Origin of the sequence: Burkholderia singularis (assembly GCF_001718875.1) — a bacterium.
GTDB lineage: Bacteria > Pseudomonadota > Gammaproteobacteria > Burkholderiales > Burkholderiaceae > Burkholderia > Burkholderia singularis.
In genome coordinates this window covers 2,734,765-2,760,458 of sequence record NZ_CP013448.1, presented here as the reverse complement: position 1 = coordinate 2,760,458, position 25,694 = coordinate 2,734,765, and the positions used below count along the sequence as shown (strand labels likewise).

The following is a 25,694-nucleotide window of genomic DNA, read 5'->3' as shown; positions in this document are numbered from 1 at the left end:
TCCGATGAACATGGCAGAAAGCCACCTCGATTCTTCTCTTCGCGCGGCGCAGCCTGCAGGCACGGGCGCCGCGACGGGACAGCGTCCGCTCGCGCCGTCGACTCCGAAGATCGAAGTCAAGAATCTGAATTTCTTCTACAACAAGTTCCACGCGCTGAAGAACATCAACCTGCAGATTCCCGAAGGCAAGGTGACCGCATTCATCGGTCCGTCGGGGTGCGGCAAGTCGACACTTTTGCGCACGTTCAACAAGATGTACGCGCTTTACCCGGAGCAGCGGGCCGAAGGCGAGATCGTGATGGACGGCGAGAACCTGTTGCAATCCAAGCTCGACATTTCGCTGCTGCGCGCACGCATCGGCATGGTGTTTCAAAAGCCGACACCGTTTCCGATGTCGATCTACGACAACATCGCGTTCGGCGTGAAGATGTTCGAAAAACTTACGCGCTCGGAGATGGACGATCGTGTCGAGTGGGCGCTGACGAAGGCGGCGCTCTGGAGCGAAGTCAAGGACAAGCTGAACCAGAGCGGCTATGGGCTGTCGGGCGGCCAGCAGCAACGTCTTTGCATCGCGCGCGGGATCGCGATCCGGCCCGAGGTGCTGCTGCTCGACGAGCCGTGCTCGGCGCTCGACCCGATCTCGACGGGCCGCATCGAGGAGCTGATCGCCGAACTCAAGAGCGACTACACGGTCGTCATCGTCACGCACAACATGCAGCAGGCGGCGCGCTGCTCGGACTATACCGCGTACATGTATCTCGGCGAGCTGATCGAATTCGGCGAGACGGAAAAGATCTTTATCAAGCCGGCGCGCAAGGAAACCGAGGATTACATCACGGGCCGCTTCGGCTGATGCGGGGGCGAGGAGAAAAATATGTCGGATAAGCATTTGTCGAGCCAGTTCGATGCCGATTTGAACGCGGTGTCGTCGAAGGTGCTCGAAATGGGGGGCCTCGTCGAGGCGCAGATCACCGAGGCGATGCGTGCGCTCAACGAGTTCGATCGCGCGTCGGCCGAGCGCGTGATCGCGGCGGAAGACCGTCTGAATCACATGGAAGTCGAAATCGACGAGGAATGCGGCAACATCATCGCGCGCCGGCAGCCGGCCGCGCGCGATCTGCGTCTTCTGATGTCGATCTCGAAGACGATCACCAATCTCGAGCGCGCGGGCGACGAGGCCGAGAAGATCGCCAAGCGCGTGCGCCGCCTCGTCGACGAGCCCGCCGCGCGGGCGGTGAATATCGCCGAGATCAAGGTGTCGGGCGAGATGGCCGTGACGATCCTGCGCCGCGCGCTCGACGCGTTCGCGCGTCTGGATGTGGTCGCCGCCGTGCAGATCGTCAAGGACGACAAGGAGATCGACCTGGAATTCCGCGCGTTCGTGCGCAAGCTCGTGTCGTACATGCAGGAGGACCCGCGCACGATCTCGGTCGGCCTCGATTATCTGTCGATCGCGAAGGCGATCGAGCGCATCGGCGACCACGCGAAGAACATCGCCGAATTCATTATTTACATCGTGAAGGGTACTGACGTGCGGCACCAGCCGCGCGACACGCTCGATCGCGAAGCCAATAGTTAACCGTCGTTTGAAGGACCGAGGTGCCGATGCCCAGCAACATTCTTGTCATCGAAGATGAACCCGCGATTTCCGAATTGATTTCGGTCAACCTTCAGCATGCGGGACATTGCCCGATTCGCGCCTACAACGCGGAGCAGGCGCAAAACCTGATCAGCGACGTACTGCCCGATTTGGTCTTGCTCGATTGGATGCTGCCGGGCAAATCCGGCATCGCGTTCGCGCGCGATCTGCGCAACAACGAACGGACCAAGCACATTCCGATCATCATGCTGACCGCGCGCGGCGACGAGCAGGACAAGGTGCTCGGCCTCGAGATCGGCGCGGACGATTACGTGACCAAGCCGTTCTCGCCGAAGGAACTGATGGCGCGGATCAAGGCGGTGCTGCGCCGCCGCGCGCCGCAATTGACCGAGGATGTGGTGTCGATCAACGGGTTGCGGCTCGACCCGGCGACGCATCGCGTCGCGGCACAGGCCGACGGCAGCGAGATCAAGCTCGATCTCGGTCCCACGGAATTCCGTCTGCTGCATTTCTTCATGACTCATCCGGAGCGCGTGCACAGCCGCACGCAATTGCTTGATCAGGTGTGGGGCGATCACGTGTTCGTCGAGGAGCGCACGGTCGACGTGCACATCAAACGATTGCGCGCCGCGCTCAAGCCCGCCGGCTGCGATGCTATGATCGAAACCGTCCGCGGCAGCGGCTACCGCCTCGCGAAACACGCGTAATGACCGTGTGGCATCTGCGTGGTGAGTCGCGCCGCGCGCATGTTTTCTTTTTCTTCGTCGGGCGACGATCATGAATATCATTTGGGCGCGCTTTCTAGTGTCGCTCGTATTGCTTGCGCTCGTCGGCGTGCTGATCGCCGTCTTTGCCGGCGTTGCGGCGGCTCTCGCGTTCATGCTCGTGATGCTTGTCGTGCAAGGCTTCTTCAGCACGTTCCATACGCAGCGCTTGTGGCGGCTGCTCGATGCACCCGTCTACGGCGAAGTGCCGAGCGCGCCCGGTATCTGGGGCGAAATCTACTATCGGCTGCACAAGCTCGCGAAACAATGGCATGCACAGGTGCGCCAGGTCGAGCAGCAGCACTCGCGTTTCATTCAGGCGATCCAGGCGTCGCCGAACGGCGTCGTGATGCTCGACGATCACGACCAGATCGAATGGTGCAACGCGATCGCGGAAGTGCACTTCGGGCTCGACACGAAGCGCGATCTGCGCCAGCACATCACGCATTTGGTTCGTCATCCGGATTTCGTCCGCTATCTGAACGACCAGCGCTACGATGAGACGCTCGTGATGCGCGCGATGGGCGGCAGCCGGCAGAACGTGCTCGCGGTGCAGGTGTTTCCGTATGGCGAGAACCGCAAGCTGCTGCTTACGCAGGACATCACCGAACTCGAGCGGACCGACGCGATGCGGCGCGATTTTGTCGCGAACGTGTCGCACGAGCTGAAGACGCCGCTCACCGTGCTGTCGGGTTTTCTCGAAACGCTGCGTGAACTGCCGCTTGCCGACGACGAGCGCGCACGCTATCTCGAACTGATGGAGCAGCAGGCGTCGCGGATGCGCTCGATCGTCACCGATCTGCTCGTGCTCGCGAAGCTCGAAGGCGAAACCAATCCGCCTGCCGATCGCGCAGTCGATATGCAAGCCGTGCTCGATCACCTGAAGGACGATGCGCAGACGTTGTCGAACGGGCATCACGACATTATGTTCGACATCGACGAGACGCTGACCATCACGGGCTCGCAAACCGAAATTTTCAGCGCGCTCGGCAATCTGGTGACCAACGCGGTGCGCTATACGCCGGAAGGCGGGAAGATACGCGTCGAATGGCGGCGCGACGGCGCGCAAGCTGTATTTTCCGTGACGGACAGCGGGCTCGGGATTCCGGCCGCCGATCTGCCGCGGTTGACCGAGCGCTTTTATCGTGTCGACCGCAGCCGCTCGCGCGACACGGGCGGCACGGGGCTCGGGCTCGCGATCTGCAAGCATGTGCTGCAACGCCACGATGCGCAGTTGCTGATTCAGAGCGAGGAAGGGCGTGGCAGCACGTTTAGCGCGCGGTTCCCCGCACATCGGACGATCGGCCGCCGGCACGCAGCATAACCACCGGGCCGTGCGCGCGACGCTTCGTTGCCCGTGTCGCGCTTCGCAGCGTGCAGCGGCGGGCCAGCCGGGCTGCCGTGGGCCGCGTCGACAGCGCGTAAGCGATTGCGATGGCTTGTCCCGCGAGCGCATCGACGATACGCCGCCAGCCCGCCGCCAGCCGAGACGGCAGGCCGCCCGCCGGGCAGGCCATCGGCAGCGCCCCGCCTGCTCGCGTTGCTTGCCGCCGCTTGTTGGCGCTTGCCTATGCGCAGAATTTCGCGAGCAGCCCGAGCTGGGCGCTGCGCTGCGTTTTGCCCGTGCGGCGGCGGCGATAGTGACCGTCGCTTTGCATGAGCCACGCGGACTGATTGTCGCCGAGAAACACCGACAGCCCTTCGGCGATCACCCGGCGCTTGAGCTTGCGCTCATACACCGGAAACGCGACTTCGACGCGGCGGAACAGGTTGCGATCCATCCAGTCGGCGCTCGACAGGTAGACGAGTTCGTCGCCGTCCGCATGGAAGTAGTAGATCCGGTGATGTTCGAGAAAGCGCCCGACGATCGAGCGCACCGTGATGTTTTCCGACAGCCCCGGCACGCCCGGTTGCAGCGCGCATACGCCACGCACGATCAGATCCACCTTCACGCCCGCCTGCGACGCCTCGTAAAGCTCGGCGATCACGGTCGGCTCGAGGAGCGCGTTCATCTTCGCGACGATCCTCGCCCGTTTGCCGGCACGCGCGTTCGCCGCTTCCGCGCGGATATGCTCGACAAGCTTCGGATGCAGTGTGAATGGCGATTGCCACATCTGATGCATCGTCAGCTCGCCGCCGATGCCGGTCAGCTGCTGGAACACGTGATGCACATCCTCGCAAAGCGCGGGCTCGGCCGTCATCAGCCCGAAATCGGTATAAAGGCGCGCGGTACGCGGATGATAGTTGCCCGTGCCGAGATGCACGTAGCGGCGCAGCACCGTCTTGCCGTTGTGCGTCACGCGCCGCACGATCAGCATCATCTTCGCGTGGCATTTGTGGCCGACCACGCCGTACACGACATGCGCGCCGACCGATTCGAGCCGCGCGGCCCAATTGATGTTCGTCTCTTCGTCAAAGCGCGCGAGCAACTCCACCACGACCGTCACTTCCTTGCCGTTGCGCGCGGCTTCCATCAGCGCGTCCATCAGCGGCGAATCGGTGCCCGTCCGGTAAATCGTCTGCTTGATCGCAACGACATTCGGGTCCTGCGCCGCTTGCTGCAGCAGCTCGAGCACCGGCTGAAAGCTCTCGTATGGATGATGCAGCAGGATGTCGCCGCGGTCGATCGCATCGAACATCGACGGCGCATTCGTGATCGCGACGGGAATCGAGGGCGTGAACGGCACGAACTTGAGTTCCGGCAGATCGACGAGTTCCGGCAGCTGCATCAGCCGCACCAGATTGACGGGGCCGTTGACGCGATAGCAGTCCTGGTCCGATAGCCCGCTTTCGTCGAGCAGGCGTCGCACGAGATGATGCGGCGTATCGGCCGATACCTCGAGACGCACCGCGTTGCCCAGATGCCGCGCGGGCAACTCGCCTTGCAGCGCGACGCGCAGATTGGTGATTTCGTCCTCGTCGACGAAGAGTTCGCTGTTGCGGGTAATCCGGAACTGATTGCAGCTCTTGACGGCGAGCTTCGGGAACAGTTCGCCGACGAAGTGTTGCATCAGCGAGCTGAGCAGCACGAAGCCGTGCTGGACGCCCGATAGCTCCTGCGGCATGCGCACGAGGCGCGGCAATGCGCGCGGCGCCTGCACGATACCCATTACCGCTTGGCGGCCGAACGCGTCGCGGCCTTCGAGTTCGATCACGAAGTTCAGGCTCTTGTTCAGCACGCGCGGGAACGGATGGGCAGGGTCGAGGCCGATTGGCGTCAGGACCGGCAGCAGCTCGTCGACGAAGCAATTGCGCGCCCATTCGAGCTGCGCATCGTTCCAGGTCTCGGGACCGTGGAAATGGATGCCTTCCTGTTCGAGCGCGGGCAGGATCGTGTCGTGCAGCATCGCGTACTGCCGGTGCACGAGCCGTTGCGCGCGCTCGACGACGAGGTCGTACACGTGCTGTAGCGACATGCCGTCCGGTGACAGCGCGCCGGGATTGTCGCGCATCTGCTCGAGCAGCCCGGCCATCCGGACTTCGAAGAATTCATCGAGATTGCTGCTCGTGATGCAGATGAAACGCAGGCGTTCGAGCAGAGGGACATGCGGATCGGCAGCTTGGGCGAGCACGCGCTCGTTGAAGCCCAAGATACCGAGTTCGCGATTGAGAAGCGGGTGGCGGACGGACATCGGCACAGAATTTGAAAGGTCGGGCGCAGACTCGAAAGGTCGCTCGGAAAGTCTCACGGTGCGATGACGTCTTGATGACAATTTGATGTTGATCACTAAATAATACGCTGGAAACCGAGGATTTCATAAAACCGGCGGCCGGATAGAATGAAAGCGGTACCGCAAGTTTTATCGGGGTCGCCACCGGGCGCCGCGCAGCGCTTAAAATGGCGCCTTTGAACCTTTCGGTACGCGCGGCAATCCGCTGCCGCGCGGCCAGGCGAGAACGGAGCCCACTCTCGATGGTTACATCCCCGCATTTACTGGCTGCCGTCGATCTCGGCTCGAACAGCTTCCGGCTCATCGTCGGCCGTGTCGAGGAGGCGTCTGCCGGCAGTCAGATCTATCCCGTCGATGCGCTGCGCGAACCGGTGCGGCTCGCGGCCGGCCTGTCGCGCGACAAGATGCTCGATCGCGCCTCGCAGGAGCGTGGCTGGGAAGCGCTCAAGCGCTTTGGCGAACGGCTGCGCGATTTTCATCCCGAGCACGTGCGCGCGGTCGCGACGAACACGTTGCGAGTCGCGAAGAACGCCGGCGAATTTCTTGCCGAGGCCGAAGCGGCGCTCGGTTTTCCGATCGAAGTGATCGCGGGCCGCGAGGAAGCGCGGCTCATCTATGCGGGCGCCGCGCATTCGGTGCCGGCGAGTGCGGGCAAGCGGCTCGTCGTCGACATCGGCGGCGGCTCGACCGAATTCATCATCGGCCAGCACTACACGCCGCTCGTGATGGAGAGCCTGTACATCGGCTGCGTGAGCCATAGCCGCACGTTTTTTCCGGCGGGCAACGTCGACGAATACACGATGAGGCAGGCCGAACTCGCGGCCAAGCGCGAGATTCAGATCATCTCGAGCGAATACAAGAAGGCGGGGTGGGATCAGGCGATCGGCTCGTCGGGCACCGCGCGTGCGCTCGCGGAACTGGTCGAGGCGAATGGTTTCAACGATGCGGGCGTTGCGCACGGCATTTCGCGCGGCGGCCTCGAGCGTCTGAAGCGCGCGCTCATCAAGTCGGAGAACGTGAACCGGCTGAAGCTGGTCGCGTTGAAGCCCGATCGCGTGCCGGTGCTCGCGGGCGGGCTGTCGATCATGCTCGCCGTATTCGAGGAACTGGGCATCGACTATGTCGACACGACGGACGGCGCGCTGCGCTTAGGTGTTCTATACGATTTGCTCGGCCGCACGCAGCATGAGGACATGCGCGCGGTGACAGTGGACGGCTTCATGCGCCGCTACGGCGTTGATCGCGCGCAGGCCGCGCGCATCGGTACGCAGGCTGCGCGTTTCTATGATCAGCTCGACGTGCCCGACGGCGAGGCGCGCGAGGAGAGCCGGATGTTTCTGGCCTGGGCTGCCGCGCTGCACGAGATCGGGTTGTCGATTTCGCACAGTGCCTATCATAAGCATTCCGCATATATCGCCAGCAACGCGGATATGCCGGGCTTTTCGCGCACCGACCAGGCGCGGCTCGCGGCGCTGGTGCTCGGTCATGCGGGCAAACTTGGCAAGTTGTCGCAGGCGCGCGAAGTCGAATGGCCGCTGCTGTTCTGTTTGCGTCTTGCCGCGCTGCTGTGCCGGCGCCGGACCGATGCGGGTTTGCCCGAAATTCGCGTCGCGCAGATGAAGAAGGGCGGCTACGAAGTGCATTTGCCGAATGCGTGGGTCGCGCAGAATCCGCTGACTGATTACAGCCTCAGCCAGGAAGCGGCGGAGTGGGAGAAAATCGGGATTCCGTATCGTGTCGTGTATACGGGGGCGTGATTCGACGGCCGCCGGATTCGCCTGCTTTCGTCGGTTTGACGCCGCACTCACGCGCGGCGCATTGGTTTCGCGGGATCGCGCCGCGGTGGATTCGCGGTGCGCTTATCGCGGCGTGCAGACGATCGCCGTCAAAAACGGCAGTGCGGTCTTGACCGTTGCTTGGCTGCCGGCCGCGCGCACCTTTTCTTCTACTTCGCTTTTCGTTCCTCTGACGACGACGCCGTATGCCCATGCGCCAATCGGTTCGCCGTCGCCCTGTTTGAAGAGCGGATCGTCGGCCTGATAGCCGAGCACGACGAAAACCGGGAAGCCGTAGGCGGTTAGCGGGCTGTTCGTGCGAAACGCATTGACCGAATTCGCCTCGACATGCATGGGCTGTGAGCGGATCGCCTGGCGCGCGAGGAGCGGTGCGATAAATGCGTGGCCTGTCGACGAGCAGTCGAGCGCGGAGTCGAGTGCCGCGCCGGGCGTTGGCGCGTCGGCCCACGCCGATGCCGCATTCGCGAGCGTCGCGACGAAAATCAGGAGTCGGGCGATGAAGCGGATGGAATGATTCATGTAATCGAAATCAGCCGCAAGGGCGGCAGGGTATGGGCGGCCTGTGGCAGCAGCCGATGGGCACGTGCAACACGCGGTGATGCTGGTGCTGCGGCTTTCCTCGCCGCTTTCGCCTTTTGCCCGGCCGGGGCTTGGGTATCGGGCCCTGGCCGCGCAGGCGGCTTGCGGGGGCAATGCCGATGATAGCGAAAACTGCAGCCGCGCGGGCAATGGGGCGGGGCGGTTGGAATCGAGGTTGTCGACGGACGAGCAGGGCCGATGGACGCGCAACGCGCGTCCGTTAGGGGCGATGCCGATGTTATCGAGGTCGCGCGCGATGTTGCAGCTATATCCGGCTGAGAAAATGGGGGGCTGATTTGTTCCCGGTCAGGAGTGATCACCGTCGGCGCATGACCGCCGCCGGCGCATTTTGGGAGAACAGGGTTTTAAAATTCGAGGTGGTTTGCGGCGGCTCTTCGTGAACCGTCCATCCGCAAACCGTTATACAGCGCGGGTGTTCGTGGTCGGAGCGATAGGATTCGAACCTACGACCCTCTGATCCCAAATCAGATGCGCTACCAGGCTGCGCTACGCTCCGACGAATCAATAATTCTATCCCTCTTTTCGAGATCAGGTCAATCATTGCGCGCAGTCAAAATGGACTTTCGGATCTGCGCGCTGAACCGATGCAAGAAAATGGACAATGAGATGTTGTCGTCGCGGCGCGTCGCCCTAATGCGTTTCGGAGGTTGCTTGTGACAAACCTGATTCTCTGGCGTCATGCCGAAGCCGAAGATTACGCGAACACCGATCTCGGCCGCCGCTTGACCGAGCGCGGTCACAAGGATGCGCAGGCCGCGGCGAAATGGCTGCGTGCGCGCATCGAGCGCAACGCGACGGTGCTCGCAAGTCCTGCGGCGCGGACATTGCAGACGGCCGAGGCGTTGACTGATCAATACCGGATCGTCAACGAGCTTGCGCCAGGCGGCGCTGTCGACGACGTGCTCGTCGCGGCGGGTTGGCCGGACGGGATCGAGTCGACGGTCGTCATCGTCGGACATCAGCCGACGCTCGGCAGTGTCGCCGCCTGGTTGCTCGCCGGCTCGCGCGAAAGCTGGAGTATCAAGAAGGGCGGCCTGTTATGGCTCACGAGCCGCGTTCGCGACGGCAATGGCCAGACGGTGTTGCGTGCGGCGATTGCGCCAGATCTAATCTGATCGCGTGCAATCCAGCGCTATTTCCGGCTTTCTGCTAAAGTCAAATCGGCGACACGTCACCGAATGGACACCGTTTTGCCACATAAGCGTCACGGCCGGTTACTACATTGGCGGGCATGTCGTTCCCTTCCTTACGACCAGGAAAGCCTAATGCGAGAACTGCCGACGCCTACGCTGCCTTTTGCCTCGCTGCCCCTTGAACTGCCGCGTCGCCGTTTGCCACGCGCGGCCGAAACGGTTACGTCGGAATTCCGGCTGCGCGCCGTCTGGGCGCGCACCGAAGACGAGCTGCGCGAAGCGCAGCGCCTGCGCCATAGCGTGTTCGCCGAAGAAATGGGTGCCCGCTTGGTCGGCCCGGCCGGCCTCGATGTCGATTCGTTCGACCAGTACTGCGATCACCTGCTGGTGCGCGATCTCGATACGCTGAAGGTTGTCGGCACATACCGCGTGTTGCCGCCGCATCAGGCTGCGCGAATCGGCCGCCTGTACGCGCAAGGCGAGTTCGATCTGTCGCGTCTGGCGCACCTGCGCTCGAAGATGGTCGAGGTCGGCCGCTCATGCGTGCATCGCGACTATCGCAGCGGCGCGGTGATCATGGCCCTGTGGGGCGGGCTTGGCACGTATATGCAGCAAAACGGCTACGAGACGATGCTCGGTTGCGCGAGCGTTTCGATGGCGGATGGCGGTCACTATGCGGCGAACCTTTATCGGTCGCTCGGCGATGCGTTGACGGCGCCCGAATATCGAGCGTTTCCCCATACGCCGCTGCCGGTCGACGATCTTCAGACCGGTGCAAAGGTGGCACCCCCTCCGCTCATCAAGGGTTATCTGCGGCTCGGCGCGAAGATTTGCGGCGCTCCTGCGTGGGACCCGGATTTCAATTGTGCGGATTTTCTGACGCTATTCCGCTTGTCGGACATCAACGCCCGATATGCGCGCCACTTCCTGAGCGATCCGATGCCGCGCTGACAATGCGCGATGCGACGATACGACAGCGGCCCGGCAAGTTGATTGCCGGTCCGTGTGTTTTGGAGCGGGCCGCCTGCGACGGCGATGCACGCAACGCGGGCACGAAGCCGGCACGCCTGCCGTGCCGGTAGCTGGTAAGCCACCGGCACGGCAGGCGTGCGTCGGCATGCGAACAACTGTCCGCCCGCTTCAAGCGGGCGCTGCTGTGTTGCTGAAAGAATTCAGCCGCATTTTCGCGAGCCGTGCGATGCGCATAGCGCGTCGCGGCGCGGTCTGCGTGCCGAAAACGTCATGAGCGGAGCGCGGGGGCGCTAGTGTTTGCGCCGCCAATCGAGCAAGTGATGCTCGGCCATCCAGTGATGGATCATGCCCTCGCCGTTGTGCGTCCGTTTGTACTCTCGCGATTCGTAAACGGACAGGCCGATGAGCACCATCAGTCCAATACATAGGCCGATCAGGCCCGCAATCGATTCGGTATCCATGGCAGCCCTCCTTTCAAACCGGCATAGCGCCACGCTTTCATAGTAGAACATGCATGCGCGGTCCGAGAAGCCGCGCGATCGAGCCGCGTCGTCGCGTGCCGATTTCCAGTAGACTCGCCGGGCGCTGCTCGGCGGAACGGGCGGCGCGGCCGTCAATCCGTTCGAAGGAAAATCATGAACCGCATCATCGTCGCCGCGCTGGTTGCGGCCGTGCTGGCCGGCTGTGTGAGCGACCCCCGGCAAACGCGTCGCGGCACGCCGCCGCAAGATCCTCCCGATTACCAAGGGGTGCCGACCGATATGACGCCGCCGTCGATGCTGGAAACGCCCGACGCGAAAGCGCCCGCTCCAGGGAGCGCGGCGCCGATGCACGGCCCCGCGTCTGCACGATAGTGGGGCCGGTGCGCAACGCGTAGCTGGCCGACGCGCGAACGGTTGGATACGCCGGCGCGCTGGAGCGGCGAGGTTGTGGTGCGCCGTGTTCCGGCGGCGGATGCCGCGAAGCGCGGCGTATCGGGCGGTATGAAGTGCCGCACGCAGCGGGCGTTGGCGTGCCGGGTGTCAGTCGGCGACGGCGGCGAATCCGCGGGAAGGCGGATCATCGGCAATTGCTCTCGTCAGGGCCGGGAGGTACCGGGCGAGCGTCATGCCGCGTGCGCCCATGAAAATCAGCAGCGCGGCCCAGAGCCCATGATTGCCGAATGGGCCGACTAGCGCGAGCGTTGCCGCGACGAACAGCGCGAACGATATCGCCATCGCACGCATCAACGCTCGGGTGTACGTCGCGCCGATGAAGACGCCGTCGAGCATGAAGCCCCATACCGAAATCACGGGCGACAACGCTGCCCACGGCAGATAGCGCCCGGCCATGTCGCGAATCGACGGTTGGTCGGTCAACTGGGCGACGATCCATCCGCCAGCGCTCCAGTAGACGAGCGCGAATCCGGCTGCACCCAGCCCCGCCCAGACGAACGTCGTGCGCAGTGCGTGACCGAACGCGCCGCGATCGCGCGCGCCCGCTGCCGCGCCTACCAGCGCTTCCGCGGCATGCGCGAAGCCGTCCAGGCCGTATGCCATGAAAGTCTGCAGATTCAGTAGCAGTGCGTTTGCGGCGAGCGTCGTGTCGCCTTGCCGCGCGCCGAGATGCGCAAACCAGCCGAACGCCGACAGCAGGCATAGCGTGCGGATAAAGATGTCGCGGTTGAGTGCGACGAGCCGCATCAACGCTGCACGGTCGAACAGCTGCGCGCGCTCGATGCGCGGCAGGCCGGGCGGGCTCAGCCGGCCAAGCAGCAGCGCGCCGAGCGCGAACCCCGCGATGTCGGCCGTCGCCGTCGCGGCGCCGATGCCTGCGACGCCCCAATCGAAACGGTACACATAGAGCAGCACTGCGCCGATGTTGACGACATTGACGAACACCTGGATGGCGAGCGCCAGCCGCACGCGCTGCATGCCGAGCAGGCAACCGAGTATCGCGTAGTTTGCGAGCGCGAACGGAGCAGCCCAGATGCGCGCATGTGTGTATTCGAGGGCTGTCGCGCGCACGGCGTTGCTGCCGCCGAGCGCGGCGAACGCGAACGTGACGAGCGGCGTTTGCAGCGCGAGCACCGCTGCGCCGAGCGCGAATGCGAGCAACAGCGCGCGTAGCACGTCGATGCGGATTGCCGCGAGATCGTTGGCGCCGTATGACCGCGCGACAAGCCCCGTCGTGCCCATGCGCAAGAAACCGAAGCCCCAGTACACGAAATTGAAGAAGAGCCCGCCGAGCGCGACGCCGCCGAGATATTGCGCGCCATTCAGATGGCCTGCGACGGCCGTATCGACCGCGCCGAGGATCGGTTGAGTAAGATTGGCCGCGATGATCGGCAACGCGAGGCCGAGCACACGGCGGTGCCAGTTTGCCCCGGTGCGAGGGCCGAGGCCGTTGCCGGGGCGGGCGGGGGCGGACATTGCCGCGTTACCCGCGCTCTTGTACGCACACCCAGGGCGACACGACGACCGCCCACAGCTCGGGGGTGCGCGCCGCGTAATCCTGCGCGGTGTCCGTCTGCATCCGTTCGACATGGCCCGCGGCGAGCCAGCGGGCGACCTGATCCTTATCGTCGCGGGCAATCGCCTCGGCGATGCTCACGAGATCGAGATCGCGCGCCACGGACAGCAGCTTGCCTTGCGCAAAGAAGCGTTCGAGATCGCACCAGTCGATCTTCGCGGTTTCGCCAAGAAGTTTCAGATAAAGCGGACTGTGTTGCGCGTCGGCGGACGAAGCGTTTGAAGACATCGGATGGAGATTGAACTGACTACGGTGAGCGCCACTATAAACCATTCGTGCGGGGCTCGAGAGTCGGCCGTTCGGTCAGTCGGGCGGTTGCGTTTATCGGCAAATCGTCGGCACCCGCAATTTCGCATGGATGCTGATGTGCGGGGCGAGTCGAGCTTACGTACTTTCTGCATCGACGCAATCGATCGTCGCGGGAGACGGTGGCGATGCGCGCGGCGCGCACGGTTTTCTGACGGTCGGCGCGAGCGGTAATAGGCGCGGCCGCGCAGTTGCTGCCCAGACGCAATGCGGGCGCGCGCGCCGAACAGCGCGCACGACATCACCAGCAAGGCTGCTATCGCATCGATCTGATACGCCGACCGGTGCGCGATTGCCGTTTGAGTGCGCCGCGCGCGGAATGCCGATCCGCTTGCTGCGTTTCACGTCCGCGCGAGCAAAGCCGTTTGCGAAACGATTGGAGGCATCCTTCGGTTCGTCGCGCGTCCGGCGCGTGGACGGTGCAGGCGGTCGCGTCGCCGCGCGGCACGATGCGGCCGCTTTCGTCGGTTCATTGGCGCTGGTATCGATGCGATGGCGGGCAGGCGCGGGACGAAGCGTGCGACGGGATCGGCATGGCGGCCGGCACGGGCGGCATCGTGGATTTCCGATTGCGCGGACTGTGCGCCATGTCAGTGCACAGGACAACGAAACGATGGATCAGGCGCCATCTTTCGCGCCGTTACTGGGGAAACACCTTCATGCGAAAACCATAAATGCTGCGTATGATCGACTTACCAACAATAGATACGATCATGGACCTGATTCTGATAGCTACGGGGCTCAGCGTAGTCGGGATTGGCGCGCTGGTGGCGTTTGCTTGCCGTGTCGATCCGCTTTCCGGCCGGTTGCGCAAACGCTGAGCTTTTTTCGATCGCCTTCATCCGGCCGGCGCACGCGGCGGCCGTTGCCGCGCGCGGCGTTGCATGTATGCGCATGCGGGCGCGTCAGCGCGATGGCAGATAGCGCGCCGGATCCACCGGACGGCCGCTGTAGCGCAGCTCGAAATGCAGCGCGACGCGGTTGTTGTCGGTATCGCCCATCTCCGCGATCTTTTGCCCTTGCGCGACCGTTTCTCCTTCCTTCGCGAGCAGTGTGCGGTTGTGCGCGTAGGATGTCAGAAAATCCGCATTGTGTTTGATGATCAGCAGGTTGCCGTAGCCGCGCAGCCCGTTGCCCGCATACACGACCGTGCCGGCCGCTGCCGCGACAACCGGCGTGCCCGCCGTGTTCGCGATGTCGATGCCTTTGGACTGCGAGCCGTCGAATGAGCGAACCACGTTGCCAGCCGCGGGCCAGACGAGCGAGATGCTCGATGGGGGCTTGACCGCTGACGCAGATGACGAAGCCGATGCCGTGCGGCCCGAACTTCGGGCCGTGCCGCCTGTAGCGGCCTTCGACGCGGCGCCCGATGGCGGCGCAACACGCAGCACTTGGCCGACTTCTATCGCGTCCGGATTCGAAATCTGATTCCAGCGGACGATGTTCGCGACCGATTGCCCGTTCGAACGCGCGATTTTATTCAGCGTGTCGCCGCGCTCGACCCGATAGAAACCGGGGCCGACAGGGGCAGAACCGCAAGCGGCAAGCAGCACGGCAAGCGATGCGACGACGAGCCGTCTCGTTGTTTTCACCAACATTGAACCTCGCAAGCACTGCCGCGACGGCGCGACAGCAGGGACAAAAACATCTGATTTTAACGGGTTCGGCAACGGGTACGCGGCTTTGCGTTCGATATGCGCGGGCGCTGACATACGGCCACGGGGGTTTGCATGGGTCGAGTGGAGAGACGCACTTGCGAGGGCGCGGGGGCGGGCGCGTATGGGCGAGCAGGGGCGCGGCGCCAGCGGGGCGTCCCATACCGCGAGCGTGGCGGGTGGCTCTTCGATCGATGCACGCTGTTCGCTGCTTGGCAGGTGTGCCGCCGCCGATCGTTGTGAGCAGGGCGCATGCCCCGCGGGCGGCCTGATGCGAATGACGCGCCCGGACGGCGCAATATGCGCCGTGTCAACTCAACGCGTGACGCGGATACGCAACGCCGCGGTTTCGGTCGCGCCGGGCGCGACGGTGCGAAGACCAAGACCGTTGTGGATCGCGTCCGGCAGGCCGAGCCACGGCTCGACGCAGTAGAAGTCCGATTCCGGCGCTTCGGTCCATGTCGTGACGGCGTACCACGGCACCGAGCCGGGCCGGTTCAGATCGATCTCGATCGTGTGACGGCCGGGCATCGCGATGCGAACCGGCTGGACGGGCGCGCGATCGGGCTCGACGCAGTGAAAGCGGTCGATGATGCTCGAATCGTCCAGCGTATAAAGCGGCGCGCCGGGCTCGGGCGGGCTGATCGAGCCGTCGTCGAGCTGACGGCGAATCTGTGCGGGCGGCAGCGCGAGTGTCGTCGACGCGCGTTCGCCATGCGGCAGCGCAAAGTAGAAATGGTGGCCTGCGTAGTACGGCAGCGGCGTTTGACCCAGATTGGACGTCGTCAAGGCGACGTCCAGCGTGTGCGCATCGGCGAGCCGGTAGCTTGCCTCGAAACGGAATTCGAACGGATAACCGTCGCGCGTGGCGCTGCTGCTTTCGAGCGTCAGCGTCACGCCGTGGCCGTCGGCATCGGGATGCGCGCTGAACGGCAGGTCGCGAGCGAAGCCGTGCATCGGCAGATCGCGCACGATGCCGTCGCGGTCGCGCCACCGGCCTATCTGGCCGTCTGCCCGATGGCGGCCGAGAAACGGGAACAGCAGCGGATTGCCGCCGCGGACCTTGGCGGGGCGCGACCAATCTGCCGATTCGGGCCAGAACACGACGCTTTCGCCGTCGACGCTCCAAGACAGGAGCCGTCCGCCTGCCTGAGGCGCGATGCGCGCGAGCGATGCGCCGTCGGCAAGTTCAAGAATGGGTTGATTCTGGAAAGTGGGCATGATGACGCGCGTTGACGCTTTATTGGGGGTTGGATTACTAAGAATAGCGGATCGTGCGGGGTTGTTGGGCGAGCTGTCGGTACGGCGGATGACGGGAGGCGATGTACGGGAAATCGAGAATGTCAAAGAACGTCATCCGTAAGGACAATGACGTCAACCGGTCATCTTTATATCGTGCCGTATCAAGATTTACCTTGGAGAACTCACTATGGATCTGGCAACTGCGATGGCTCTCACGCTTTTCGGGATGTTCACCGGCAGCACGGTGCTGTTCTTCTACAAAGTCGGCCGTTGATTTGACCGTTTTTGTGCCTGGAAGCAGTCACTTTGATTGATATGTGCTTTCGAGGTGCTTTCAAATCATGTGAGAATGTATCCGGCTGTTGGCTGGATGCCTGATTTGCGCCAAACGCCTTGGCGCAGTCATTCACGCTCGGCATAATCGGGGCGCGGTTTTCTGGGGTGGTGCGGCGTCGAGTGCATGCTACGCCGTTTCCGCCGGTTTTCCTCGCTTAATCTCTCCGATAAAAGGACCGACGCGTGAGCCTTTGGTTTCTGGTATTTCTGAGCGTCCTGCAGGGCGTAACCGAACTCTTTCCTGTCAGCAGCCTCGGGCACACATTGCTCGTGCCCGCCATCTTCGGCATGCATATCGACAAGCATGCGCCACAGCTGCTGCCATTTCTCGTTGCGCTGCATTTGGGCACCGCATTTGCGCTTCTCTGGTATTTCCGTGACCGCTGGCTTGCGCTGATCGCCGGTTTTTTCGCTTCGCTCAATGGGCGCAAGAACGACGATGGCCATATGATGTGGGCGCTCATCATCGGCACGATTCCGGCAGGGCTCGTCGGATTGCTGCTTGAGAAGCGCATCGAGCGGGTGTTCCACGATCTGCGGATTGTCGCGATTGCGCTGATCGTCAACGGCATCTTGCTGTGGATTGGCGATCGGGTGCAGCGGGCGAGCGTACATCGCCCGCCCGAAAAACTGACGTTTAAGCAAGCATTTTTCGTTGGCCTAGCGCAGGTGGGAGCGCTGATTCCGGGTTTTTCCCGCAGCGGCCTCACGATGATCGCCGGCAATCTGGCGGGGCTGACGGCGGAGAAGGCGGCGGAATTCTCTTTCCTGCTTGGCACGCCGATCATCTTCGCGGCCGGCGTGCTCGAACTGCCGAAGCTGCTTCATGCGCCCGGCCAGCTTGCCGACGCGCTGTTGGGCGGCGTGTTGACGGCGATCGCCGCTTATCTGAGCGTGCGGTTCCTGATGCGCTACTTCGAAGGGCGCGGGCGGCTTGCCGCATTTGGTCTTTATTGCGTGCTGGCCGGGTTGTTCTGTCTTGGCTGGTTCCTGTTCCATCCGCAACCGGTTTAATGCACCCGTAACAGGGTGGCCCCGATTGTCGTGGCGATCGGGTATAATTTCGGGCTCGGTTTTACCGGGCCCGAGATGCGTCTGGATAGAGGGTTTTTGTTCTCGCGCCGCGCGCTTCTTGTTGTTTCTTCTGGCGACTTCGATTTCAACTGCGTTGTCGTTCTCCGACCGCCCTTAGCTCAGTTGGATAGAGCAACGGCCTTCTAAGCCGTAGGTCACACGTTCGAATCGTGTAGGGCGGGCCAGCTAAAAGCCTTATGCAGCAAGGGATTGCGCCGCTTCCGACAGCGGCGTTTTTTGTTGCTCGACACCCAACTGTGCCCAAAACGTGACCGTCCCGGCGTGCTGCGCCAGGTGGCTGGGCGCAAGGTGCGCGTACTTCTGCACCATAGCGATCGTCTCCCATCCGCCCAACTCTTTTAGCACCATCAGCGGTGTTCCCCGCTGTACGTGCCAGCTCGCCCACGTGTGCCTGAGGTCGTGCCAGTTGAAATCCACCATCCCGGCGGCTTGACACGCGCGCGCGAAATCTCGCTTGTCAATCTGTCGGATAAGCTTCGGTGGTCCGTCGCCGCGCGTGTACTCCCGCGTGAAGACGAGATCCGTCGCCGTCTGCATGCGCCGCTCGAGCACGCTCATCGCGTCCTGGTTGAGCGGCACTGATCGCGCTCGCTTCGACTTCGCTTCGGCGTGTGTGATCCATGCATTGCATTGCGCGAGATCAACCTGCGAAACTCTCAAGCCGAACAACTCAGACTCGCGCATGCCGGTTGCCACGGCGACGATCGCGGCGTCGCGCATCCACGGTAGGCGCAACGCGTTGATCATCTTCATGATCACCTCAGGTGGCTCCCACCGCACACGTACATCAGGCTCTTCGAACCGCTGAAGCTTCGGCACACGGTCCAACCATTCCCACTCAACGCACAGGTTCAGCATGCGCCGTATGGTGTTGACGTAGCGGTTACGCGTGCCAGGCTCAAGCGGCCGCGCCGGTTTGCTCTTGATCAACCGATGCGTTGGCAGCGCATCGAAGATCTCATCTGCCGTGATGGTCCGGATCGAGCGCCCAGCAAATTGCTCTCCCCAGTACGTGACGTGCCGCAGCTTCCCGGCGTAGTCGCGCTGTCCCTCGCACAGCTTCAGAAACCGCATCGCCGCTTCTTCGAAAATACGATCTGGCACCTCGCCCAGCTTGTCTTGCCGCTACAGATCGGCCTTCAGCCGGTCGTGGTATTCCTGCGCTGCCCGCCTGTCCGTTGTTTCAGCAGAGCGGCGAATTCTTTCGCCGCTTGGCGTGCGGAGGTCGATAAACCAGACCCCGGAGCCTTTACGTCTGCGGATTGACATCCATTTTCTCCACCGACCCGCAGCGATAGCCGGGTCAGATTGTTGCGTTTTTCTGTTAGTCCGGCAAGCTGCGACGGCCAGACACGCCAAACCCGGGAACCCGGCAGGCGAAACCCGATTTGCTTGCGCATCGCGAACACGGTGCTGTACGACAGCTGCATGCGTTCTGCGACTTGCTGAAGGGTGAGTGCGGTCTCGTCGTGTTCGCTCATCCTCCGATCCTCCTGAATTCGAGAACCCAGGCCCACGGGTTGACGTCCCAGCCGTAGCCGCGCGCCTCGTTGATGCCGTCCCACAGGCAGCGGAACAGGCCGCGTGCGTCGAGCGTTTCGTCGGCATCCGGAACGCTGCGCAGCAAGTCGATGCCCTCGGCTTCGGCGTCGGACTCGCAGATCTCCTGCAGGCGCTCGACGCGCAGGCGTCTCGGCAGACACGGCGCGACTCGGGATTATCCAACTTGGTCAGGCATTCGCCGCTGGCCAGTTGCGCGGGCAAGATTTGCGCAGCGTGCTCGAAGAACTGCCGGGCGTTGCCGATCCTCGGCATTCCATTCCCGATTGTGTTGCCGTTGGGTATGGGATGCGCCAGCGGCGCGCGCCGCTGGCGCGGCAACCGGATACGAAATAGCGCCGTACCGGCTCAGTGTCTGAATGCCGAGATGGAAAGCTGTATGAATGTACAGTATAGTGTACGTCGAAATTGACCGCGCCGGTGTTCCATTTCGGCGCGCACGCTATTCCTTCAGGCGTCTTGCGGCTTTCCGGCGCGGTGGACGCCGATCAACTCATTCAGACGGGCAGGCAAATTGTCAGCTAATAATCTGATTCGCATTCGTGGAGCGCGTCAGCACAACCTCAAGAATATCGATCTCGACCTGCGCACCGGCGAGATGACGGTCGTCACCGGCCCGTCGGGTTCGGGCAAATCGAGTCTGGTGTTCGATACCTTGTACGCGGAAGGTCAGCGACGCTATGTCGAGACTTTTAGCGCGTATGCGCGGCAGTTTCTCGACCGGATGGACCGGCCGCAGGTGGACCGCGTTGACGGCGTGCCGCCCGCGATTGCAATCGATCAGACCAATCCGGTGCGCAGCTCGCGTTCGACCGTCGGCACGATGACCGAACTCAACGATCACTTGAAGCTCCTTTACGCCCGCGCTGCCGAATTGTTCGACCGCAAGACCGCGCAGCCGGTGCGGCACGATACGCCGCAGACTATCTATGCGGACCTCGTCGCGCGCACGGCGGATCGGGACCCGCGGCTGGTGGTCACGTTTCCGGTCGAATTGCCGGAAACGGTGACTGCCGACGAAGTCGAGCAATGGCTGTCGGCAAGCGGTTATACGCGGGTGCAGGCCCAGCGTGAAGTCGCGTCGCCCACCGGCCCGCGCAAGGTGCTCGACGTGGTGGCCGATCGCTTCCGTCTGCATCAGGTGGACAAGGTGCGTGCCATCGAGGCGATCGAAGCGTCGCTGAAGCGCGGTGGCGGGCGGGTGAACGTCTATGTGCTCGCGCAGCCGTCTGACAATCCGGACGATGCGGCGCCGGCGCCCGAGGTGTGGCGTTTTTCCACCGGCCTCCATCATCCGGACAGCGACTTGCGCTATGCGGAGCCGCAGCCGGCACTGTTCTCGTTCAACTCGGCCTACGGCGCGTGCGAAGCGTGCCGCGGCTTTGGCCGCGTGATCGGCGTCGATCTCGGCCTGGTGATTCCCGACGGGCGCAAAACGTTGCGCGGCGGCGCGATCAAGCCGATGCAGACGCCGGCCTGGAAGGAATGCCAGGACGATTTGATGCGCTATGCGGCGAAGGCGAACATCCGGCGCGATACGCCGTGGGCCGAGCTGACGCCTGCCGAGCGCGATTGGGTGATCAACGGGTCACCCGACTGGAGCGGCAAGTGGCAGAGCCAGTGGTATGGCGTCAAGCGCTTCTTCGGCTATCTCGAATCGAAAGCGTACAAGATGCATATCCGCGTGCTGCTGTCGAAATATCGCAGCTACACGCCATGCGAAGTATGCGGCGGCGCGCGCCTGAAGACAGAGTCGCTGCTCTGGCGGCTCGGCACGAAGGAGAACGCCGACGCGGTGCTCGCGGGCGCGAAGCGTTTCATGCCGCGCGGTGTCGACTGGACCCGTGCGCAACTCGAAGCGCTGCCGGGCCTGACGGTGCACGATCTGATGCTGTTGCCGATCGAGCGCATCCGCCGTTTCTTCGATGCCATCACTTTGCCGAGCACGCTGCTCGACGATGCGTTGAAGCTGCTGCTCGCCGAAGTGCGCACACGGCTGAAGTATTTGTGCGATGTGGGGCTGGGTTATTTGACGCTCGATAGGCAGAGCCGCACGCTGTCGGGCGGCGAGGTGCAGCGGATCAATCTGACGACGGCGCTCGGCACCTCGCTCACGAAGACGCTGTTCGTGCTTGACGAGCCGAGCATCGGGCTGCATCCGCGCGATCTGAACCGGATTGTCGAGGCGATGCAGCGCTTGCGCGATGCGGGCAATACGCTCGTCGTCGTCGAACATGACCCGTCGGTGATGCTCGCGGCCGACCGCTTGATCGACATGGGACCGGGGCCGGGCGAGCGCGGCGGCACGATCGTCTACGACGGTGCGCCCAGCGCGATCCGCTCGGCCCGCACGCTGACGGGCGAGTATCTCGGTGGCCGCAAGCACGTGGCCGATACGTCAAGCTGGTTGCGCCGCGCGGTGGATGCGCACACGCCGCGCATCGTGCTCGAAGGCGCGAGCGAACATAATCTGCGCGACGTCACGCTCGAGATTCCGTTGCAGCGCTTTGTCTGTGTGACGGGCGTGTCGGGTTCCGGCAAATCGACGCTGTTGCAGGACGTGCTCTATCCGGCGATGGCGCGGCATTTGGGCCGCGCGACCGAGTCGCCGGGCGCGTACCGCCGCTTGACGGGCGCGGAGCAGGTAAGCGATGTGGTGTTTGTCGATCAATCGCCGATCGGCAAGACCACGCGCTCGAACCCGGCAAGCTATGTCGGCGCGTTCGACGAGATTCGCAAGCTGTTCGCGAAGGCGCCGCTCGCGTTGCAGCGCGGCTATGGCGCCGGCACGTTCAGCTTCAACTCGGGCGACGGCCGCTGCCCGACCTGCGGCGGCAGCGGCTTCGAGCACATCGAAATGCAGTTCCTGAGCGACGTCTATTTGCGTTGCCCGGACTGCGACGGCCGGCGCTACCGCGCTGAGATTCTCGAGGTGCGCATCGAGCGCGGCGGCCGCGCGCTCAGTATTGCCGACGTGCTCGATCTGACTGTCAGCGAGGCGGCGGCGTGCTTTGCCGCTGACGCGGAGGTGTTGCGCGTGCTGCAACCGATCGTCGACGTTGGGCTCGAATACGTGAAGCTCGGCCAGCCGGTGCCGACTTTGTCGGGCGGCGAAGCGCAACGGTTGAAGCTCGCGGGCTTTCTCGCGGAATCCGCGAAGGCCGGCAGCGCCCGCGGTGCCGCGGCGAAGCAGGCGCGCGACGCCCGTCTGTTCATGTTCGACGAACCGACCACGGGGCTGCATTTCGACGATATCGCGAAGCTGGTGCAGGCGTTCGGCAAGCTGCTTGCGCTGGGGCATTCGCTGATCGTGATCGAACACAATCTCGATGTGATCCGTGCGGCCGACTGGCTGATCGATCTCGGCCCGGAGGGCGGCGATGGCGGCGGCCTCGTGCTGTGCGTGGGCACGCCCGATGAAGTCAAAGCATGCGCTATCTCGCATACCGGCGCGGCGCTGTTGCAGTACGAGCGCGCGATCGGCGCTCAAGCGCAACCCGCCGACGCGGGCGTGCCACTGCAGGCTGCGTGGCGTGCGGCGCGTGCGCGGCGCGCGGTCGAAGGCGAGGACGTCGTGCGGATCGTCAACGCGCGCGAGCACAATCTGAAGGCGCTCGACGTCGATATTCCGCACGGCAGGTTCAACGTGATCACCGGCGTATCCGGTTCGGGCAAATCGACGCTCGCATTCGACATTCTTTTTCACGAAGGCCAGCGCCGCTACCTCGAATCGTTGAACGCTTACGCGCGCTCGATCGTGCAGCCGGCGGGGCGTCCGGAAGTCGACGCGGTGTACGGCATTGCGCCGACCGTCGCGATCGAGCAGCGGCTGTCGCGCGGCGGCCGCAAGAGTACGGTTGCGACGACGTCCGAAGTGTGGCACTTCCTGCGGCTGTTGTATGTGAAGCTCGGCCTTCAGCACTGCATTCATGACGGCACGCCGGTGACGTCGCAAAGCGTCGAATCGATCGCCGCGCAATTGTTGCGCGATCATCGCGGCGAGCATGTCGGGTTGCTCGCGCCGCTCGTCGTCAACCGCAAGGGCGTTTATACGGATCTCGCGAAGTGGGCGAAGGCGCGCGGCAACACGCATCTGCGCGTCGACGGCGAGTTCGTGAGCGTCGATTCGTGGCCGAAGCTCGATCGTTTCCGCGAGCATACGATCGAGTTGCCGGTGGCCGACCTCGTCGTGTCGCCGGATCGCGAGGATGAGCTGCGGCAGCGTTTGAACGAGACGCTCGAACTGGGCAAGGGCGTGATGCATCTGCTTGCGCCGCTCGACGGCTTGCAACAGGCGTTGGCTCATGGTCAGTCGAGTGCGCGGATCGGCACGCTCGAAGTGCTGTCGATCAAACGTGCGTGCCCGGTGTGCGGCACGAGCTATCCGGAGCTGGACCCGCGGATGTTCTCGTACAACAGCAAGCATGGCTGGTGTACGACCTGCGTGGGCACGGGCCTCGCGCTCACGCGCGAGCAGCGCGCCGCCTATGACGACACGGTGTTTGCCGAGGACGGTCGAGGCCGCGAGCAGACGCTGCCTTCGGACGAGCAGGAACCGGAAGGCGTCGGCGACGAGCCGTGTCCGGATTGCGGCGGCACGCGTTTGAATCCGTTCGCGCGCGCGGTGACCTTCGATGGCCATCCGATCGTCGACGTCGCGCAATGGACCGTGTCGGATACGCGCCGCTGGATCGGCGGCTTGCAACTTACCGGCCGCGATGCGCAGATCGCACGCGATATCGTCAGCGAGATCGGCAGCCGTCTTGCGTTTCTCGAGGAAGTCGGGCTCGGCTATCTCAGCCTCGATCGCGCGGCGCCGAGCCTATCCGGCGGCGAAGCGCAGCGCATCCGGCTCGCGGCGCAACTCGGCAGCAATCTGCAAGGGGTGTGCTACGTGCTCGACGAGCCGACGATCGGCCTGCATCCTCGCGACAACCAGATTCTGCTGAATGCGTTGCGCAAACTTGGCGATAAGGGCAATACGCTCGTCGTCGTCGAACATGACGAAGACACGATCCGCCGCGCGGATCACATCATCGATATTGGCCCGAGCGCCGGCAAGCGCGGCGGCAGACTGGTTGCGCAGGGCGGGGTGGCGGACTTGTCCGCGCAGCCCGAATCCGTGACGGGGCGCTTTCTCGCACAACCGATCGCGCACCCGCTGCAGCCGCGCCGCAACGTGAATCCGCCGGGCGCGAGGAACGGCGCGGCGGTGCCGCAGAATTGGCTGACGGTGCACGGCGGCAAACTGCATAACCTGCGCGACGTCACGGTCGACATTCCGCTGGCAAGGCTTGTCGCGGTGACGGGCGTGAGCGGGTCGGGCAAGTCGACGCTCGCGCGCGACGTGCTGATGACCAACCTGCTCGATGCGGTGGGCCGATCGGTGCTGTCGTCGCCGGCCACCCGCCGCGCGCGCAACGCCGCGCAGCGCGACACGCCGCGCGCGTCGCAGACGGCGGGGCGCCGCGCGAGCGTGCTGGCGCGCAGCGCGCCGAAGCCGTCGCTCAATATCACGCATGTATGGCAGGGCTGCGAGTCGATCAGCGGCTGGGAGGCCATCGACCGTGTGCTCGAAGTCGATCAGACACCGATCGGCAAAACGCCGCGCTCATGCCCGGCGACCTATATCGGCGTCTGGGACGCCATCCGCAGGTTGTTCGCGGATACGCTGGAGGCGCGCGCCCGCGGCTATACGGCGTCGCGCTTCTCGTTCAACACCGGAGAAGGACGGTGCCCGGCATGCGAAGGGCAAGGCGTGCGCACGATCGGCATGAGTTTCCTGCCCGACGTGAAGGTGCCGTGCGATGTGTGTCACGGGCAGCGCTTCGATCCGCAGACGCTGGCGGTCACGTGGCGCGGCAGGAACATCGGCGACGTGCTGACGATGGAGATTGACGAAGCGGTGGAGTTTTTCGCGGCGATTTCGAACATCGCGCATCCGTTGCAACTGATGAAGGACGTCGGCCTGGGCTACCTGACGCTCGGCCAGCCTTCGCCGACCTTGTCCGGCGGCGAGGCGCAACGCATCAAGCTCGTTACCGAACTCAGCAAGGTGCGCGACGACATCACGCGGCGCGGCCAGAAGGCACCGCATACGCTTTACGTGCTCGACGAGCCGACCGTGGGGCTGCACATGGCGGATGTCGCGAAGCTGATTCACGTGCTGCACCGGCTCGTGGATGCGGGACATAGTGTCGTCGTGATCGAGCATGACCTCGACGTGATCGCGGAAGCGGATTGGGTGATCGACCTCGGCCCGGAGGGCGGCGTCGGGGGCGGTTCAGTCGTGGCGGCGGCGCATCCGGAGGGGCTCGTGAAGGTGAGCGCGAGCCATACGGGGCGCGCGCTCAAGCCTGTGTTGGCGCGCGGCGGCGTGGACCGAGGCGAACAGGTGCGGCGGGAGGAGGCAGACTTCGGCTGAACGACGCGCTTTTGACGAGCACCCCAGTG

At 63.8% G+C, this 25,694-nt stretch carries 20 protein-coding genes, 2 tRNA genes and 2 pseudogenes; 13 read left to right on the top strand and 11 right to left on the bottom strand.

Features of this window, described 5'->3' with window-relative positions:
* Positions 1–4 precede the first annotated feature (4 nt).
* From pstB to phoR, 4 genes are all read left to right on the top strand, one after another.
* Positions 5–853 carry a phosphate ABC transporter ATP-binding protein PstB gene (pstB, locus tag AQ611_RS12190; protein ID WP_059513829.1) on the top strand — a complete coding sequence of 283 codons (849 nt, stop codon included), beginning with the start codon at positions 5–7 and terminating at the stop codon, positions 851–853.
* Between the two features lie 21 nt (positions 854–874).
* Positions 875–1,579: a phosphate signaling complex protein PhoU gene (gene phoU / locus AQ611_RS12185; RefSeq protein ID WP_059513826.1), complete on the top strand. Its 705-nt coding sequence runs from the start codon at positions 875–877 to the stop codon at positions 1,577–1,579.
* A 26-nt stretch (positions 1,580–1,605) separates the two neighbouring features.
* Positions 1,606–2,307: a phosphate regulon transcriptional regulator PhoB gene (phoB, locus tag AQ611_RS12180; RefSeq protein ID WP_059513823.1), complete on the top strand. Its 702-nt coding sequence runs from the start codon at positions 1,606–1,608 to the stop codon at positions 2,305–2,307.
* A gap of 70 nt (positions 2,308–2,377) precedes the next feature.
* Complete coding sequence (gene phoR / locus AQ611_RS12175) at positions 2,378–3,688, top strand: phosphate regulon sensor histidine kinase PhoR (protein WP_069234667.1); 1,311 nt, start codon at positions 2,378–2,380, stop codon at positions 3,686–3,688.
* Between the two features lie 244 nt (positions 3,689–3,932).
* Here the strand turns inward: phoR and ppk1 are convergent, their stop codons facing one another.
* Entirely contained in the window at positions 3,933–5,996 is a 2,064-nt protein-coding gene (ppk1, locus tag AQ611_RS12165; protein WP_059513813.1) for a polyphosphate kinase 1, read from the bottom strand.
* A 281-nt stretch (positions 5,997–6,277) separates the two neighbouring features.
* On the opposite strand from ppk1, the gene ppx reads away from it, so the two are divergent.
* Entirely contained in the window at positions 6,278–7,792 is a 1,515-nt protein-coding gene (gene ppx, locus AQ611_RS12160; RefSeq protein ID WP_059513810.1) for an exopolyphosphatase, read from the top strand.
* 102 nt (positions 7,793–7,894) lie between these two features.
* On the opposite strand, the gene AQ611_RS12155 is transcribed toward ppx, so the two are convergent.
* Positions 7,895–8,350, bottom strand: a complete 456-nt coding sequence (locus AQ611_RS12155) for a hypothetical protein (protein ID WP_069234665.1) — start codon at positions 8,348–8,350, stop codon at positions 7,895–7,897.
* 500 nt (positions 8,351–8,850) lie between these two features.
* A tRNA-Pro gene (locus tag AQ611_RS12150) sits at positions 8,851–8,927 on the bottom strand.
* 157 nt (positions 8,928–9,084) lie between these two features.
* Here AQ611_RS12150 and AQ611_RS12145 point away from each other — a divergent pair.
* The gene (locus AQ611_RS12145; protein ID WP_069234664.1) at positions 9,085–9,546 is read left to right on the top strand and encodes a SixA phosphatase family protein; all 462 of its coding nucleotides are present in this window, start codon (positions 9,085–9,087) and stop codon (positions 9,544–9,546) included.
* A gap of 150 nt (positions 9,547–9,696) precedes the next feature.
* Positions 9,697–10,515, top strand: a complete 819-nt coding sequence (locus AQ611_RS12140; protein ID WP_059513804.1) for a GNAT family N-acetyltransferase — start codon at positions 9,697–9,699, stop codon at positions 10,513–10,515.
* Between the two features lie 311 nt (positions 10,516–10,826).
* Here AQ611_RS12140 and AQ611_RS12135 read toward each other — a convergent pair whose 3' ends face one another.
* A complete protein-coding gene (locus AQ611_RS12135; RefSeq protein WP_069234663.1) occupies positions 10,827–10,997 on the bottom strand; it encodes a hypothetical protein in 171 nt (56 codons plus the stop codon).
* 174 nt (positions 10,998–11,171) lie between these two features.
* Between AQ611_RS12135 and AQ611_RS12130 the strand changes: the two genes are divergently transcribed.
* The gene (locus AQ611_RS12130; protein WP_069234662.1) at positions 11,172–11,390 is read left to right on the top strand and encodes a lipoprotein; all 219 of its coding nucleotides are present in this window, start codon (positions 11,172–11,174) and stop codon (positions 11,388–11,390) included.
* A 168-nt stretch (positions 11,391–11,558) separates the two neighbouring features.
* Here the strand turns inward: AQ611_RS12130 and AQ611_RS12125 are convergent, their stop codons facing one another.
* Both AQ611_RS12125 and AQ611_RS12120 read right to left on the bottom strand, forming a co-directional pair.
* The gene (locus AQ611_RS12125) at positions 11,559–12,947 is read right to left on the bottom strand and encodes an MATE family efflux transporter (RefSeq protein WP_069234661.1); all 1,389 of its coding nucleotides are present in this window, start codon (positions 12,945–12,947) and stop codon (positions 11,559–11,561) included.
* Positions 12,948–12,954: 7 nt separating this feature from the next.
* Positions 12,955–13,275, bottom strand: coding sequence for a DUF2288 domain-containing protein (locus tag AQ611_RS12120; RefSeq protein ID WP_059513795.1), 321 nt, complete (start codon positions 13,273–13,275; stop codon positions 12,955–12,957).
* Between the two features lie 752 nt (positions 13,276–14,027).
* Between AQ611_RS12120 and AQ611_RS25550 the strand changes: the two genes are divergently transcribed.
* Positions 14,028–14,174 (top strand): hypothetical protein, encoded by a 147-nt coding sequence (locus AQ611_RS25550; protein WP_156789223.1) that lies wholly within the window; start codon positions 14,028–14,030, stop codon positions 14,172–14,174.
* An 84-nt stretch (positions 14,175–14,258) separates the two neighbouring features.
* Here the strand turns inward: AQ611_RS25550 and AQ611_RS12105 are convergent, their stop codons facing one another.
* Positions 14,259–14,951, bottom strand: coding sequence for a peptidoglycan DD-metalloendopeptidase family protein (locus AQ611_RS12105; RefSeq protein WP_059513786.1), 693 nt, complete (start codon positions 14,949–14,951; stop codon positions 14,259–14,261).
* A 372-nt stretch (positions 14,952–15,323) separates the two neighbouring features.
* A complete protein-coding gene (locus AQ611_RS12100; RefSeq protein WP_069234658.1) occupies positions 15,324–16,229 on the bottom strand; it encodes an aldose epimerase family protein in 906 nt (301 codons plus the stop codon).
* 540 nt (positions 16,230–16,769) lie between these two features.
* Here AQ611_RS12100 and AQ611_RS12095 point away from each other — a divergent pair.
* Both AQ611_RS12095 and AQ611_RS12090 read left to right on the top strand, forming a co-directional pair.
* Complete coding sequence (locus AQ611_RS12095) at positions 16,770–17,600, top strand: undecaprenyl-diphosphate phosphatase (RefSeq protein ID WP_059513780.1); 831 nt, start codon at positions 16,770–16,772, stop codon at positions 17,598–17,600.
* Between the two features lie 168 nt (positions 17,601–17,768).
* A tRNA-Arg gene (locus tag AQ611_RS12090) sits at positions 17,769–17,845 on the top strand.
* 10 nt (positions 17,846–17,855) lie between these two features.
* Here AQ611_RS12090 and AQ611_RS26345 read toward each other — a convergent pair.
* The 3 genes and pseudogenes from AQ611_RS26345 to AQ611_RS26140 all read right to left on the bottom strand — a co-directional run bounded on the left by AQ611_RS26345 (position 17,856) and on the right by AQ611_RS26140 (position 19,308).
* Positions 17,856–18,911, bottom strand: a pseudogene (locus tag AQ611_RS26345) (tyrosine-type recombinase/integrase).
* On the bottom strand, positions 18,821–19,162 hold the full coding sequence (locus AQ611_RS25545) for a DNA-binding protein (protein WP_146011834.1): 342 nt from the start codon (positions 19,160–19,162) through the stop codon (positions 18,821–18,823). Before AQ611_RS25545 ends, AQ611_RS26345 begins: the two are co-directional and overlap by 91 nt.
* Positions 19,159–19,308 (bottom strand): hypothetical protein, encoded by a 150-nt coding sequence (locus AQ611_RS26140; RefSeq protein WP_180978184.1) that lies wholly within the window; start codon positions 19,306–19,308, stop codon positions 19,159–19,161. The genes AQ611_RS25545 and AQ611_RS26140 overlap by 4 nt, the downstream gene beginning before the upstream one ends.
* 56 nt (positions 19,309–19,364) lie before the next feature.
* Between AQ611_RS26140 and AQ611_RS26730 the strand changes: the two are divergent.
* Both AQ611_RS26730 and uvrA read left to right on the top strand, forming a co-directional pair.
* Positions 19,365–19,487: pseudogene (locus tag AQ611_RS26730) on the top strand (tape measure protein); the annotation flags it as partial.
* 268 nt (positions 19,488–19,755) lie between these two features.
* Entirely contained in the window at positions 19,756–25,665 is a 5,910-nt protein-coding gene (gene uvrA / locus AQ611_RS12080) for an excinuclease ABC subunit UvrA (protein WP_069234657.1), read from the top strand.
* Positions 25,666–25,694: the final 29 nt, after the last annotated feature.